The following is a 14,133-nucleotide window of genomic DNA, read 5'->3' on the forward strand; positions in this document are numbered from 1 at the left end:
GACGCACTATGTAACTGGGGCGAATGAGCGCAGTCAACAAAGCTGCAGCTTCAAGTACGACGGGTATACAGAAAAAGACAAGCCGTGCTTAGGGCACGGCGTGCAGTAGTTCAGCTAGAAGCTTAACTCAAACGAGCTTTAATAACCTGACTTAAAACGGCCATATCAGTACGGCCTTGAACCTGTGGTTTTAAGTGGGCCATGACTTTCGCCATGTCCTGCATTCCAGAGGCTGCAACAGCAGTAATAGCGTGTTGCACTAAATCATCCAGCTCAGCCTGAGATAAGGCTTGTGGCAAAAACTGTTCTACGATTACGATTTCTGCTAATTCAATATCAGCTAAATCTTGCCGACCTGCTGCACTGTATTGACTGGCAGATTCTTTCCGCTGTTTTACCATTTTAGTAAGCACAGGAAGAATGTTGGCGTCATCAGGCACCAGCTGCGAGTCAATTTGACGTTGTTTGATTTCAGCTAAAGCTAAACGAATAGTGCCAAGACGCAATTTGTCTTTGGCACGCATTGCATCTTTTTGCGCTTCTTGCAGCTGTTCTAACAATGCCATAGGTCAGGCAATAATCTTAGTAAAGCTTGATGCGACGTGCGTTTTCGCGAGAAAGCTTTTTCATGTGACGCTTAACAGCGGCAGCTTTCTTACGCTTACGAACCCAAGTTGGCTTCTCGAAAAACTCTTTAGAGCGTACATCTGCTAATACGCCAGCTTTTTCACAAGAGCGCTTGAAACGACGTAAAGCTACGTCAAATGGTTCGTTTTCTTTTACTTTAACAACAGGCATTAAATTCTCACCTCGGTCAACTCTGGTTAGTGTCTAACCAATACGATTAAAAATGGTGCGGCATTTTACTCAAAAGCCAGCCCCAATGTAAAGCAATAAGTGTTGTACTGGTGATGATGCTCGGATCCCAGTACAATTCGCCGCGTAGCATATAGGTAAGGGGAGAAAAATGCGAGTACTTGGCATAGAAACATCATGTGATGAAACCGGCATCGCTGTGTACGACGAAGAGCGGGGTCTGTTAAGTCATGTGTTATACAGCCAGATCCCTTTGCATGCCGATTATGGTGGTGTAGTGCCTGAACTGGCTTCCCGTGACCATATCCGTAAAACTTTGCCCTTAATTCAACAAGCGTTAAAAGAGGCGGGTTGTGAAGCGTCCGACATAGATGGGGTGGCTTATACTGCAGGCCCGGGTTTGGCCGGAGCTTTGTTAGTGGGCGCATCAATAGGTCGTAGTTTAGCTTTTGCCTGGGGTAAACCAGCTCTTGCAGTGCATCATATGGAAGGCCATTTACTGGCACCTATGCTGGAAGAAAATCCACCGGAATTTCCTTTTATTGCCTTATTAGTCTCTGGTGGTCATACCCAGCTCGTTCGGGTGGATGGCATAGGCCAATATCAGTTATTGGGTGAATCTGTCGATGATGCAGCAGGTGAAGCTTTTGATAAAACAGCTAAATTAATGGGGCTGGAGTATCCGGGTGGGCCTTTGCTTGCCAAATTAGCCACTCAAGGCCAAGCCGATAAATATGCCTTTCCACGCCCTATGACAGACAGACCTGGTTTGAATTTCAGTTTCAGTGGTTTAAAAACTGCTGCTGCTAATGTGATTGCAGCCGAAGGCAAAAGCCCTGCAGTACAGGCCGATATAGCAGCGTCATTTCAGCAGGCTGTAGTGGATACGCTGGTATTAAAATGTCGTCGTGCCTTAAAAGAGCAGCGCTTAAAACGTTTAGTGGTGGCAGGTGGCGTCAGCGCCAATACGTCGTTACGTGAACAGCTGGAAGTGTTACTGAAAAGCTTAAAAGGCGAAGTCTATTACCCACGCAAAGAATTCTGCACCGACAACGGCGCTATGATTGCTTTTGCAGGTTTTCAGCGGTTAAGAGCAGGGCAGCAGCAGGATTTAACCATAGGTGTGACACCACGCTGGCCTATGGAGCAATTACCTGCCTTGTAATAAATTGGGGCCTTTAATTATTCTTGTTCGGGATCTTGAGGTTTGGTTTTGCGGTTTTTATGCCAGACCTTAGTTTCCTGACCATTCCATAGCCTGATAATATTATCTTTGTGACGGATAATAATCAAAAGGCTCAGCATAGACACAGGAATGGTATACAAAGGTTTGATAAACCAGGTGAAAATGGGCGCAAGGCCTACAGTGACAATAGCTGCTAACGACGAATAACCGGTAGCTCCTACCAGCATCATCCAGGTCGATATTAATAAACCGGCTAAATCCAGCCCTATAGGCATCATGCTGCCAAAAGCTGTCGCAACGGCTTTGCCGCCTTTAAAGCCAAAAAAGATTGGGAATATATGACCTAAGCAAGCGCAAACCGCAATCATGCCCAGATAAAAGGCCTCTATGCCTAAAAAATACGAGCCCCAAACCGGAATAGTGCCTTTGAGCACATCAAACACCAGTACCATAGCAGCTGGAACAGCGCCGCCTAAACGTAACACGTTAGTCGCGCCAGGATTACAGGAACCATGAGTGCGTGGATCCGGCAGTCTGAACAGTCGACTGACCAGAATAGCAGACGAGATTGAGCCGCTTAAATAAGCCAACAGCATCAATATCGCTATGGTTAGGGTCATGGATTAAGGTTCCTCAGTCCGACAAAATGCGCTAAAATCGCGACCTGTGTAATAAGCTGCTCAGAGTATAGGCTTTTTTAGTTTTTGCCTATCCGACCAGCCTACCTGAAACAAGTCTTTAACAAAAGCGGAAATCTATGACGGATATAGTTTTTATCAGGCAATTCAAGGTTCAGACGGTAATAGGTGTGTATGAGTGGGAAAAAGCCATACAGCAAACACTGGAGTTTGATTTGGAGCTGGCCACCGATATCCGCCAGGCCGCTGCGACCGACGATTTACAATACACTTTGGATTACAGCGCTGTCTGTGACGCTATTGTTGAGCTTTGTCAGCACCCTCATGAACTGATTGAAACTGTGGCTGAAAAAGTTGCAGCTATGGTGCTGGAAAAATTTCAGACCAAAGCAGTGAAAGTAACGATAGCTAAGCCAGCAGCAGTGCCTGCTGCCGCCAGTGTCGGCGTGTCTATTTCGCGTGGCAGCTGGTAATGGCGCTGATTTACATCAGTATTGGCAGCAACATAGAGCGGGATCTGCATATCCGCGCTGCTTATCTGGAGCTCACGGCACTATTTGGTGAAATTGGTTGCTCTCAAGTATACGAAAGTGAGGCTGTAGGTTTTACCGGTGATGCCTTTTACAATTTGGTGGCGCAAGCCAATACCGATTTATCTGTGGCTGATTGTGTCGCAGCCTTTAAGGCGATAGAACAGAAATATGGTCGTCCTGCTACATCGCCCAAGTTTTGTGGCAAACGGCTGGATCTGGATTTGCTGACTTACGATCAACTGGTCTGTAAAACACCTGTTGAATTACCGCGGGACGAGATTACTAAAAACGCCTTTGTGTTGTTGCCTTTGTCCGAACTGGCACCAGAGCAAATCCATCCGCTGACAGGCTTGAACTATCAGCAGATGTGGCAAAACTACAAAGAAAACCAAAAGCTTTGGCCCATAGACTTCAACTGGCCGGATGCAGTTGCTGCCAAAGCTGTTTAGCGCTGCTGATAGCTTCAAGCCTTGCCTTGGCAACTTCCAGTTTAATCGCCTCACCTTTTAAACCCAAAGCGACTATAGCCTTCACATCAATAGCCCGAGCCGCCACTGCAAGCTGGCGCAAGTAATCGGCTTGCGGATAAGCTGCCTGTTCAAAGCCAGTCCGGCCGCGTAAATCGGCTATGGCACAGAGCAGCAATAAGTCCAGACGTTCGGGTTTACGCCATAAATCTATGCCATCAAATAACTTTTGCACTGTGGCAGGCCGAAGCTCAAAAGCTTTGTGCAGCAACTGATGGTATTCACAGGCCAGCAGCGCCAAATCACGACAGTCATTTGGCACCCGAATACGACTGCAAAGCTCCTGCACCAAAGGCAAGCCGCTATGCTCATGACCATGATGTTTAGGCCATAAAGCAGGGTCTGTGATGCCTTTGCCCAGATCATGACAAAGCGCGGCAAAACGCACATCCAAACGGTCAGACAAGAAAGCCGCTTGTTTCAGCACCAGCATGCAGTGGATGCCGGTGTCTATTTCCGGATGCCACTGCGGTGGGTTGGGCACTCCCCACAGTTGATCCAGCTCTGGCATCAGTACTTTTAACGCGCCGCAGCTGTGCAGTAATTCAAAATAAGCTTGTGGGTCTTGTTCTGTTAAAGCGCGAGCCGTTTCCTGCCAGACCCGCTCAGCCGTTAAATGCTGTAACTCACCACTCTGACTAAGCTCCGTCATTAACTGCAAAGTTTCAGCGGCAACGCTAAAACCTAAGTGAAAATAACGGGCATAAAAACGCGCCACTCTTAACACCCGCAATGGGTCTTCACTAAAAGCAGGCGAGACATGGCGCAGAATTTTTGCCTTGAGATCAGCAATACCGCCGTAAGGGTCGTGCAGCTGACCAGCTTCATCCTTGGCGATGGCATTGATGGTTAAATCACGGCGCTGCAAATCCTGCTCAAGAGTCACATCTTGAGCAAAATAACAGGCAAAACCTGTGTACCCCTGGCCTTGTTTACGTTCGGTGCGGGCCAAAGCGTATTCCTGCTTGGTTTTAGGATGCAAAAACACTGGGAAATCTTTACCCACAGCCTGATAACCCAACCCCAGTAATTGTTCAGGTGTAGCGCCGACCACCAGCCAGTCCTGGTCCAAAGCCGGGTAGCCCAGCAGCTCGTCGCGAACAGCGCCGCCTACAAGATAAATGTTCAATCTATTTCTACTCCAGCGACAACATAAGTTTTCAAAGCTTCATGCAGTCTGTTTTTTTGCCATTATAACGCCTTGCTTACAATTGTCGCCCTAACTCAGCATCAGGAAGCTTATGTACACCGGATTTTTCGGTTTAACCAGTCAGCCTTTTTCAATAGCCCCTAACCCTGACTTTCTATTTTTAAGCGCTCGTCATGCCGAAGCGCTGGCGCATTTGCGTTATGGTTTGGGCGAAGCCGGTGGTTTTGTGCTGCTGACAGGCGAAGTGGGCACTGGAAAAACCACAGTGTCCCGCTGTTTGCTGCAGGAACTGACCGATAAAACCGAAGTGGCTTTTATCTTAAATCCGACCTTAAACGAGCTGGAATTGCTGGCTGCTATTTGTGATCAGTTAAAAATTCGCTACAAAAAATCCGAAGCCAGCTTAAAAATGCTGACTGACAAAATTACTAACCGTCTGATGAAAAACCATCAGGCCGGCAAAAATACTATTTTAATTATCGACGAAGCACAGCATCTGCAACCTGCAGTACTGGAGCAACTGCGGCTGTTAACCAACTTAGAAACCAATACTAAAAAGCTGCTGCAGGTGATTTTAATAGGTCAGCCTGAATTGCAGCAGTTGTTGCAGCGCCAGGATTTACGTCAGCTCGCGCAGCGGATAACGGCCCGTTATCACTTAATGCCTTTGACTGAGCAGGAAGTGCAGCAGTACATCAGTTATCGTTTGCAGGTAGCGGGTTGCAGCCGGCCTGTATTTACAGCTTCTGCAGTAAAAAAATTATTTCAATTATCTGGTGGTATTCCGCGTTTACTCAATTTAATCTGCGACCGCGCTTTGTTAGGGGGTTATAGTCAGCAAAAGGCGTTAATTGATGCAGGTCTGGTGAATCAGGCGGCTTCAGAAGTGCTGGCAATAAAACCTCAAGCGGAAAAAGCGCCCTGGCCTGTTTGGGTATGGCCGCTATTAACGCTAGTGGCGTTAGGCGCAGGTGCCGGGCTGTCAGCATTCATTTGGTAGGAAACTTTTCATGTCGTTATTAATGGATGCGTTAAAGCAACAACAGCAAGTGCCAGTGGCCGCAGCAAAAACTGCATCAGGTCATGGCTGGCGTATTGCCGCTTTAACCTTATTAGTGGTTTTGGGTTTAGTGTTGGGGTTTTTTATAGGTCAGTATCAATTCGATACTAAAGAACCTGTAGCTGAAGTGGTGGTTGCTCCGGTTCAGGCTGCACCTGCTATTGCCAATGCAGCTGATATAGCGATGGAACTGCAACTGGCGGCTGACTTACTAAAACCAACAGAGCCAGTGCAACTGGAAGAAGTACCTGAAGAAGAGCCGCAATTGGTGGTATCTGCCAAACGTGGTGAGAAGGTGCTTGGCCGTTCACGAGCAGAAGAAATAGAAGAGGACTTTATAGATTTTGAACAAATGCAGGAAGCGGATGCAGAACAGGAACTGACCCCAGTTGATGAGCTATTGCCAGCAGCAGAACTGGAGCAGTCTGAAGTATCTGCGGAACTTCGGGGTAAATTTGAGTCGGCTTTAGCTGCTGAAGATGGCTCGCAGCGCCGCAAACAAGAAATTAATTATCATGATGCACCGGCTGTGGACATTAACCAGTTGGACGATTTATTGCAGCGTCAGTTACCTGCTTTACGTTTTGAAGCTCATGTCTATGCCACAGAGGCTAAACAACGTTGGATCAAAGTAAACGGCAAAGACTTACAGCAAGGCCAGTGGGTGACCGCGGATATTCAGGTGAAAGAAATATTACCTCAGTATGTAGTGCTGCAATTTAATCAGGTACAGTTTAGTGTCGAAGCTTTAACAGACTGGAGTTATCAAGGCCGCTAAAGGTTTTGTTACTCCAGCACTGACTGGCGGAAAAGACGGATCATATCAATACCAAAATCTTCCGGCATCGCAGCGCTTTCAATCTCCAGATCCACTTTGAGGTTTGCCAGATCAACAACTGAAACTTCAATATAACGTTTGAATTTGCAGTTATAAAATACTTTAACGACAGGACGTAGCGGCTCCAGCTCATTGGCTTTAAGTACTATCCCCAGCTTTTCATTACTCAGTTTCACTAGCGTACCAACCGGGTGAATGCCTATAGCTTTAATAAACTGGGCCAAGAGCACAGGATCAAAACTCTGAGGCGATTCTCGTTTTAATATTTTCAGTGCTGAAATACCGCTCTGGCCTTCTTTATAGCAACGTTGCGCGGTAATGGCATCGTAGGTATCAACAATAGCGATCATCCGGCCATAGACTGAAATTTGTTGTTCAGCTAAGCCATGAGGATAACCTTTACCATCCAGTCGCTCATGATGCACAGCTGCCACATCAATACTGACAGGACTTAAGCCTGGGATCTGCTGCAGAATTTCATGGCTGTACACCACATGACGGCGCATTTCCGCGAATTCTTCCGCGGTCAATTTACCTGGCTTATTCAGTATATTGTCCGGTACCAGAATTTTACCTATGTCGTGCAATAAGGCGCCTGTCGCCAGTTGTTGGATCAGCTCTTCGTCAAACTTCATTTGTTTGGCAAAAATGGTCATCAGAATAGAGACGTTGACCGAGTGCTCCAGCAAGTAGGCGTCTTTTTCGCGGATGCGGCTGATGCAGAGTAAGGCATCCTGATTACGAAATACCGAGTCGATAAAGCCTGTAGCGCAGTCTTGAAAGGGTTGCAGGTTCAACGCACGGCCTGCCTGAATATCGGCAAAAGCTTTTTTCTGCAGGCTTTTTGCTTGTTGGTACAGCGTATTTGCCTGGCCAAGCTCTTGCTCAAAACTGACTTTTTCGCGGTTTCTGCCCGTTGTAGTAAGAGGAGTTATAGGCGCTGCAACCTCTGGTTTGGGTTGATCTAATGTTTTACTTAAATCAACAACCAGTTCCTGCACGCCTTTTTGCTTTAGCTGCTCTATCACTGCTGCAGTTCTGGCCCAGCCTTGAGTTTTAATTTCGATAGTGCCTTTTTGTTTGTGCACAGACACCACATACATACCGGGCTGTAACTCGGCAATAGACAAAACTTTAAGCTGAGCTGGTGCTGTCATAAACTGACTCTCTCTGATTGCCAAAGTGGTTGATCCGCTAATATGTGTAAATATGAAAAAAATGATACATTATTTTCAGTTAAAAAAAAAGCCCGCAACAAGGCGGGCCCGAGATTTAATTAGCTTTCGCTGAAGTTTTAACCCAGGTTGTCTGTCATCGTCATTAACGAGGCATTGCCACCTGCAGCTGTGGTATTGATAGTGACGGTTTTTTCTGTCACTAAACGATGCAATAACTGATGATCAGCAGGGCTGGTGACCAAAGCACTGATAGCGCCATCACGGGCCGCCATCCACTGCGCAGATAAAGCTTTCAGTGGGTTGGTGCCTTCAATCACAGCTGTTGCCAGTGTTGGATGGGCTAACACTGCTTTTAAGGCAGGCAACTTCACCCAATGGAACAGGTTCGCTGGTAAACCAGCTTGCAGTAATAACTTACGGCAGGTATCCATTTCCGCATGCTGAGCTTCGCCTGCAGTACTGACCACTGCATTACCTGATACCAGAGCTGTGATTAACGCCAGCATCCAGTGTTGGAAGCTGCTGTGTTCGCTACGAATAAGCGCGACTACACCTTTGGCTTCCAGATGCAATTGGTTAGATTCACCTGTAGGTCCAGGCAGAGTTATAGGCTGAGCCAGCTCTTTTTCGATAAACTGCAGCTGTTCGCGAGCGGCGGTGATCACCTCGTTTAAGTCGTGTTCTTGCTCGGACACCAGCTTGTTACCAGCCAGCTGAGCGATAAAACGACGTAACACAGAGCCTCGATTGGTAACGTTTTGGTTCAGCCAGGCCACCTGAGCTACAGCCATTTGCTGCAGTTGAGTATTGAGCTGAGCATCAAAACCGCTGGCTGCTTCTAACTGTTGTTGGACAGCTGCATCCAAAGCTGGAGCCTGTAATTCATGTTCTTTCACCAGACGGCTTAAGTAGAACGGGCCACCGGCTTTAGGGCCAGTACCCGACAAACCACGGCCACCAAAAGGCTGAACACCGACCACAGCACCGATCATATTGCGGTTGACATAAATGTTACCTGCTTTGATTTCGCTGGCGACTTTCATTGTCGTTTGTGCAATACGGCTATGGATACCCATAGTCAGGCCATAACCTGTGGCGTTAATTTGCTGAATAACTTTATCCAGCTCTTCCGCTTTAAAGCGGATGATATGCACCACAGGGCCAAAGACTTCACGTTCCAGCAGATTCAGGCTGCTGATTTCATATAAACGTGGTGCGAAGAAGTAGTGATCGCCTGCAGCTGGTGCATCACAGACATAATGCAAGGTCGCTTTGCCTTCCAGATACTGCACATGCTGGTTTAAACGCTCCAAGGCTTTGTTATCAATCACAGGGCCTAAGTCAGTGCTTAACCAGGCCGGATCGCCTACATGCAGCTCTTTCATCGCGCCTTTGATCATCGTAATGATCTTATCGGCTACATCTTCCTGCAGGAACAGCACACGAAGAGCAGAACAACGTTGACCAGCGCTTTGGAAACCAGAAGAGATCACATCGTCAACCACTTGCTCAGGCAGAGCTGTAGAGTCCACAATCATACAGTTCTGACCACCGGTTTCGGCAATAAGCGGCACTGGCTCGCCACCACGTTCGGCCAGTTTACGGGCAATCCAGGCACCGGTTTCAGTAGAACCTGTAAACATCACAGCCTGAATACGAGTGTCCGGCACTATGACTTCACCGACCTGACGACCTGGTGCTATCACCAGTTGCACTACGTTTTCAGGGAAACCAGCAGCTTTCATCAGCTCCAGAGTACGCACAGCAATTAAGCTGGTTTGTTCGGCAGGCTTAGCTACTACTGTATTACCAGCTACTAAAGCGGCGCTGACCTGACCTAAGAAAATAGCCAGTGGGAAGTTCCACGGGCTGATACAAAGCACGACACCACGGGCTTGAGAAGCTTGCAGGTTCTTCGTGGCTTCAGCAGCATAATAACGACAGAAATCGACCGCTTCGCGTACTTCGGCCATGCTGTCGCCTACAGTCTTACCTGCTTCTTTAATACATAAAGCCAGTAATTCGTCGCGATGTAATTCCAGCTGATCAGCCAGTTTATTTAAAAGCGCAGCGCGTTCAGTCACAGCAGTGGCTGACCAGGCCGGGAATGCAGCTTCAGCGTTGGTTACTGTCTGCTCCATCTGAGCACTGTTGCTGTGATGATGGAAACCTATCACTTCTTTGGTGTTGGCCGGGTTAGTCACAGCAAAAGCACCAGCTGGTACTTCAATCTGGCTGACAGAAGCCAGCCATGTATCCATAGCTTCGCGCATAGCCGTGATTTGATCGATATCGGTAAAGTCCTGACCTTTAGAGTTCAGACGAGCAGCACCGTACAGCTGGTCTGGTAACGGAATAGAGTTATTACGTTTTTTGCTCCAGGCACGCACTGTTTCTACCGGATCTTTGAGTAAAGACTCCACTGGAATGTTTTCATCCACAATGTTGTTCACAAAAGAGCTGTTAGCACCGTTTTCTAATAAACGACGGACTAAGTAAGCCAGTAAGTCTGAGTGTTCACCAACAGGGGCATAAATACGGCAAGGTACTTTGTCATCAGCCACGATTTGATCGTACAGCGCGTCACCCATACCGTGTAAACGCTGGAACTCATAACCAGTGCGGTCTGGCGCCATTTCTAAAATAGTGGCTACGGTGTAGGCGTTGTGAGTGGCGAACATAGGGTAAATGCTGTCGCGGTATTCCAGCATCTTTTTGGCACAAGCCTGATAAGACACATCGGTCGACGGCTTGCGGCTAAATACCGGGAAGTCGCTTAAACCTTCGGTCTGGCTGACTTTGACTTCAGTATCCCAGTAGGCGCCTTTCACCAGACGCACCATCATTTTACGGCCCACTTTCACCGTCAGCTCACGCAGCCATTCAATCACAAACAAACCACGCTTTGAGTAAGCCTGCACTGCTAAACCAAAACCTTCCCAGCCGTTTAATTCAGGGTCGGAGAATACAGCTTCGATAATATCCAACGACAAATCTAAACGGTCAGCTTCTTCAGCATCAACAGTAAAGCTGATGTCATAGGCTTTGGCGGCAATGGCTAGTTGTTTTAAACGGGGCACTAATTCACTGATCACACGGTCGCGATGGGTAAATTCGTAGCGTGGGTGAATGGCCGATAATTTTACGGAAATGCCAGGGCTTTTTAATGGGCCACGTTTTTTCGCTGCTGTGCCTATGACTTTAATCGCCATCATGTAGCTGTCGAAATAACGGTTGGCGTCGTCCATAGTGCGGGCGCCTTCACCCAGCATATCGTAGGAGTAAGTAAAACCTTTGCTTTCCAGCTCTACTGCACGTTCTACCGCTTTTTCAATGCTGGTGCCCATCACAAACTGGGTACCCATAATTTGCATCGCATAACGCACAGCCTGACGGATCACTGGCTCGCCCATACGACCACAAGTACGTTTTAATAAACCAAACTGAGCTTTTTTCTGATCGTCGCTGTAATTCACCAGCTTGCCAGTCAGCAATAAACCCCAGGCCGAGATATTCACAAATAAAGATTCGCTATTGCCTAAATGCGAGCTCCAGTCACCGTTAGATAACTTGTCGCGGATCAGCAGGTCGGCGGTATGTTTGTCTGGCACCCGCAATAAGGCTTCGGCTAAACACATAAGCACCAAACCTTCGTCGGTCGACAAAGAAAATTCGTTCAGCAGGGCGTCTACACCGCCTTTACCCACCTGAGCTTCACGGATATTCACCACCAACTGACGGGCTTTTTCCCAGGCACGGCTGCGCGCTGCAGGGCCAATATCAGCAATAGGCAATAAGTGGTTAAGTACCTGATCTTCATCAGCGCGGTAATGGTCGCGCATGGTTTGACGAATAGCGTGACTGGTGGTCAGTTGGCCTTGGAATAACATAGGGTTTTAATCCAGTGAATTGAAAAAAATTATGCTGCATTTTAGTGAAAGCGCAGCCCTATTTGGTGGTTTCTTTTTCAAACTAACCTTATATAATTCGGTTTATAAATCATAAAACCCGAAAAAATACTGCCATGACTCAAAGCGCCAAAGGCCGGTTACCGGACCGTATCGACATGACAATTCTAGACACGCTACAAAAAGATGGCCGTATTTCTAATGTCGAACTGGCAAAAAAGGTCAACTTAAGCCCAAGCCCATGCATAGACAGGGTTCGCAAGCTGGAACAGGACGGTTTTATTGAAGGCTACGGCGCGCGTTTGAACGCCAGCAAGTTGGGTTTTGGCACAGCTGCATTTATTCAGGTGACTCTGGACAGAACCACAGGTGCAGTCTTTGATCAGTTTCGCGATGCTGTGGTCAAAATTCCACAAGTGGCGGAGTGTCATATGGTGGCCGGTGGTTTTGATTATCTGTTGAAGCTGCGTTTATCTAGTATGGAGGCATACCGCGGCGTATTGGGCTTGATTGTGGATTTGCCGGGCGTGTTACAGACTCATACTTATGTGGTGATAGAGCAGGTAAAGCAGGATGCGGGTTTGCCGCTGAAGTTGGCTACGGCGCCGGAGTAAATTGTAGGGGCGGGCCTTGCGCCCGCACGTCTAAAATGGCAATCAGCTGCCAGTATTATGCTGCGGTATAGCTTCCAGCCTTTCTGCAAGCCAGATTTTAATGATGGATTGACGAGTCACCCCTATTCTGTGCGCTTCACGATCTAAAGACTCGAGCATCCAGGCAGGAAAATCTACGTTGACACGTTTTTGTTTTAGCATTGGTTTTTTTATCTGGGTCAGATCAAGCTCCTCTGTTACATCTTCATCTGCTTCAAATTTGGCATCGAATTCATGCGCTTTCATACAGCTCTACCTCGGATTTTCGCGAACGTCTGACAGATATGATCCTTATCGTTGAACCCCGGTATGTAATTACACCTGACCAGTGTTTGCCATCAAGCCTAGCTATCACTAAAGATCGTGGTTCGTCGATAGTTTTAGCAGGGATCTCTACAAGGTCTGAATCATTCCACAAGTCTTGTGCTGTATGAAAATCAATACCATGTTTTTCGAGATTGCTTCTGCTTTTGTCTTGATCAAATTCAAACTCAATCATGAGTAAAAATTAAACCCTTTTTACTCATAATGCAAATTTCGTCCAGGTTGAAGTTTTAGTATCGAGAGCATTATTCTTGTTGGCTATATTCGTTGTGCCGCTGCGCACAACAAATAACATTGCAGCAACAAATTAGATAATATTTGAGTTCAAGTCGTTTCGTTGCAGGCGAGATACTATCTTCTGCTTTGCCAAAAAAGAGGTATTCAAAACAAGAAAGTGCAGGAGTTTTTCAGATTTTACTTAGATAAAACAGCTGTAATTTCAGCCAATACAGGAGCTGCAGCTCTGACAATAAAAGTGGAATAGTTAAAGGTTTTGAACTGATACAAGCTGAACGGACTTAAACCAGTGCTGAGCCTTTAAAGCCAACTCAGCACCTGATTTTTCAACAATAACTAGCGGTATTTCAGAGGGGAAGGCTAATAACCCTAAATCACATCCAGCGTTCTTTGCGGCGGCGTCCAGGGATCAGGGCTGGGACTATCAGACCTAATAACAAACCGGCGAAACCTAAAATAGAACCTAATACCATTTTGTCTTGCCAGAAGGCGGATGGTTTTTCCTGCAGTTGTTGAGTGAGCAGGGCAATGGTTTGCTGCGCCGTAGCCGTGGCTTTTTCTGCTTGTTGTACTGCGGCGTCTGTTTCATTCAGTTGTTGTTGTAACTGATCTTTTTCTTGCTGCAACTGCGACACCAGACTTTGCTGTTGTTGTAATTGCTGCTGTAGTTGCTCGCTTTCACCACCAAATACAGGAGTTAAACTCACATACTGTTTTAAAATCCAGCCGGTGCGGCCTTTGCTGTCAGTCAGTTGCCAGTATTCGGAGCTACTGTCTTCTGCAACCAATTTAATTTCTTCGCCAGCGGCTATGCTGCCAATAATTTTGTAGTCCCGGCCCGGGCCGTTGTACAGATAAGTGATCAGCTTATCGCTGATATAGGCATTTTGTGGGCTGACCGGGGTGCCTGTTGGTTCTTGTTGTGCAGTGACGCTGGTGCTCAGCAGCACTGTGGCTAGTAGCATGCCTGCTTGCCATGGTCTTGAGGTGATCAACATAAAAATCCTAAAAAAACCGACCAACATCTGGCCAAAATTGAGAATTAAGCCGATCATAGGCCAGAAGCTAATGACTTGACAACTTCT

The 14,133-nt window shown here is 47.1% G+C and carries 15 protein-coding genes; 6 read left to right on the forward strand and 9 right to left on the reverse strand.

The window, feature by feature from the left end:
- Positions 1–122: 122 nt before the first annotated feature.
- Together WH43_RS08670 and rpsU are read right to left on the reverse strand one after the other, a co-directional pair.
- Positions 123–566, reverse strand: coding sequence for a GatB/YqeY domain-containing protein (locus tag WH43_RS08670; protein ID WP_053424224.1), 444 nt, complete (start codon positions 564–566; stop codon positions 123–125).
- A 16-nt stretch (positions 567–582) separates the two neighbouring features.
- Positions 583–798, reverse strand: a complete 216-nt coding sequence (gene rpsU / locus WH43_RS08675; RefSeq protein WP_008899776.1) for a 30S ribosomal protein S21 — start codon at positions 796–798, stop codon at positions 583–585.
- 169 nt (positions 799–967) lie between these two features.
- Between rpsU and tsaD the strand changes: the two genes are divergently transcribed.
- Entirely contained in the window at positions 968–1,981 is a 1,014-nt protein-coding gene (tsaD, locus tag WH43_RS08680; protein ID WP_053424225.1) for a tRNA (adenosine(37)-N6)-threonylcarbamoyltransferase complex transferase subunit TsaD, read from the forward strand.
- A 17-nt stretch (positions 1,982–1,998) separates the two neighbouring features.
- Here tsaD and plsY read toward each other — a convergent pair whose 3' ends face one another.
- Positions 1,999–2,622 carry a glycerol-3-phosphate 1-O-acyltransferase PlsY gene (gene plsY, locus WH43_RS08685; RefSeq protein WP_053424226.1) on the reverse strand — a complete coding sequence of 208 codons (624 nt, stop codon included), beginning with the start codon at positions 2,620–2,622 and terminating at the stop codon, positions 1,999–2,001.
- Between the two features lie 137 nt (positions 2,623–2,759).
- Here plsY and folB point away from each other — a divergent pair, with 137 nt between their 5' ends.
- Both folB and folK read left to right on the forward strand, forming a co-directional pair.
- On the forward strand, positions 2,760–3,113 hold the full coding sequence (gene folB / locus WH43_RS08690) for a dihydroneopterin aldolase (protein WP_053424227.1): 354 nt from the start codon (positions 2,760–2,762) through the stop codon (positions 3,111–3,113).
- Positions 3,113–3,622, forward strand: a complete 510-nt coding sequence (gene folK, locus WH43_RS08695; protein WP_053424228.1) for a 2-amino-4-hydroxy-6-hydroxymethyldihydropteridine diphosphokinase — start codon at positions 3,113–3,115, stop codon at positions 3,620–3,622. The genes folB and folK overlap by 1 nt, the downstream gene beginning before the upstream one ends.
- Here the strand turns inward: folK and WH43_RS08700 are convergent.
- On the reverse strand, positions 3,585–4,829 hold the full coding sequence (locus tag WH43_RS08700; RefSeq protein WP_053424229.1) for a multifunctional CCA addition/repair protein: 1,245 nt from the start codon (positions 4,827–4,829) through the stop codon (positions 3,585–3,587). The genes folK and WH43_RS08700 overlap by 38 nt on opposite strands.
- A gap of 112 nt (positions 4,830–4,941) precedes the next feature.
- On the opposite strand from WH43_RS08700, the gene WH43_RS08705 reads away from it, so the two are divergent.
- Both WH43_RS08705 and WH43_RS08710 read left to right on the forward strand, forming a co-directional pair.
- Positions 4,942–5,850 carry an ExeA family protein gene (locus WH43_RS08705; RefSeq protein WP_053424230.1) on the forward strand — a complete coding sequence of 303 codons (909 nt, stop codon included), beginning with the start codon at positions 4,942–4,944 and terminating at the stop codon, positions 5,848–5,850.
- A gap of 10 nt (positions 5,851–5,860) precedes the next feature.
- A complete protein-coding gene (locus WH43_RS08710) occupies positions 5,861–6,688 on the forward strand; it encodes a general secretion pathway protein GspB (RefSeq protein ID WP_053424231.1) in 828 nt (275 codons plus the stop codon).
- An 8-nt stretch (positions 6,689–6,696) separates the two neighbouring features.
- Here WH43_RS08710 and WH43_RS08715 read toward each other — a convergent pair whose 3' ends face one another.
- Together WH43_RS08715 and putA are read right to left on the reverse strand one after the other, a co-directional pair.
- Positions 6,697–7,905, reverse strand: a complete 1,209-nt coding sequence (locus WH43_RS08715) for a cyclic di-GMP phosphodiesterase (protein WP_053424232.1) — start codon at positions 7,903–7,905, stop codon at positions 6,697–6,699.
- Positions 7,906–8,042: 137 nt separating this feature from the next.
- On the reverse strand, positions 8,043–11,816 hold the full coding sequence (putA, locus tag WH43_RS08720; RefSeq protein ID WP_053424233.1) for a bifunctional proline dehydrogenase/L-glutamate gamma-semialdehyde dehydrogenase PutA: 3,774 nt from the start codon (positions 11,814–11,816) through the stop codon (positions 8,043–8,045).
- A gap of 176 nt (positions 11,817–11,992) precedes the next feature.
- Here putA and WH43_RS08725 point away from each other — a divergent pair, with 176 nt between their 5' ends.
- The gene (locus WH43_RS08725; protein WP_502694033.1) at positions 11,993–12,448 is read left to right on the forward strand and encodes an Lrp/AsnC ligand binding domain-containing protein; all 456 of its coding nucleotides are present in this window, start codon (positions 11,993–11,995) and stop codon (positions 12,446–12,448) included.
- 42 nt (positions 12,449–12,490) lie between these two features.
- On the opposite strand, the gene brnA is transcribed toward WH43_RS08725, so the two are convergent.
- The 3 genes from brnA to WH43_RS08740 all read right to left on the reverse strand — a co-directional run bounded on the left by brnA (position 12,491) and on the right by WH43_RS08740 (position 14,046).
- The gene (gene brnA / locus WH43_RS08730; protein WP_053424234.1) at positions 12,491–12,733 is read right to left on the reverse strand and encodes a type II toxin-antitoxin system BrnA family antitoxin; all 243 of its coding nucleotides are present in this window, start codon (positions 12,731–12,733) and stop codon (positions 12,491–12,493) included.
- Positions 12,720–12,986 (reverse strand): BrnT family toxin, encoded by a 267-nt coding sequence (locus WH43_RS08735; protein ID WP_053424235.1) that lies wholly within the window; start codon positions 12,984–12,986, stop codon positions 12,720–12,722. Before WH43_RS08735 ends, brnA begins: the two co-directional genes overlap by 14 nt.
- 436 nt (positions 12,987–13,422) lie before the next feature.
- The gene (locus tag WH43_RS08740; protein WP_286049590.1) at positions 13,423–14,046 is read right to left on the reverse strand and encodes a TIGR04211 family SH3 domain-containing protein; all 624 of its coding nucleotides are present in this window, start codon (positions 14,044–14,046) and stop codon (positions 13,423–13,425) included.
- Positions 14,047–14,133: the final 87 nt, after the last annotated feature.

The sequence above is a fragment of the Rheinheimera sp. KL1 genome (assembly GCF_001275035.1).
Taxonomy (GTDB): Bacteria; Pseudomonadota; Gammaproteobacteria; order Enterobacterales; family Alteromonadaceae; genus Pararheinheimera; species Pararheinheimera tangshanensis.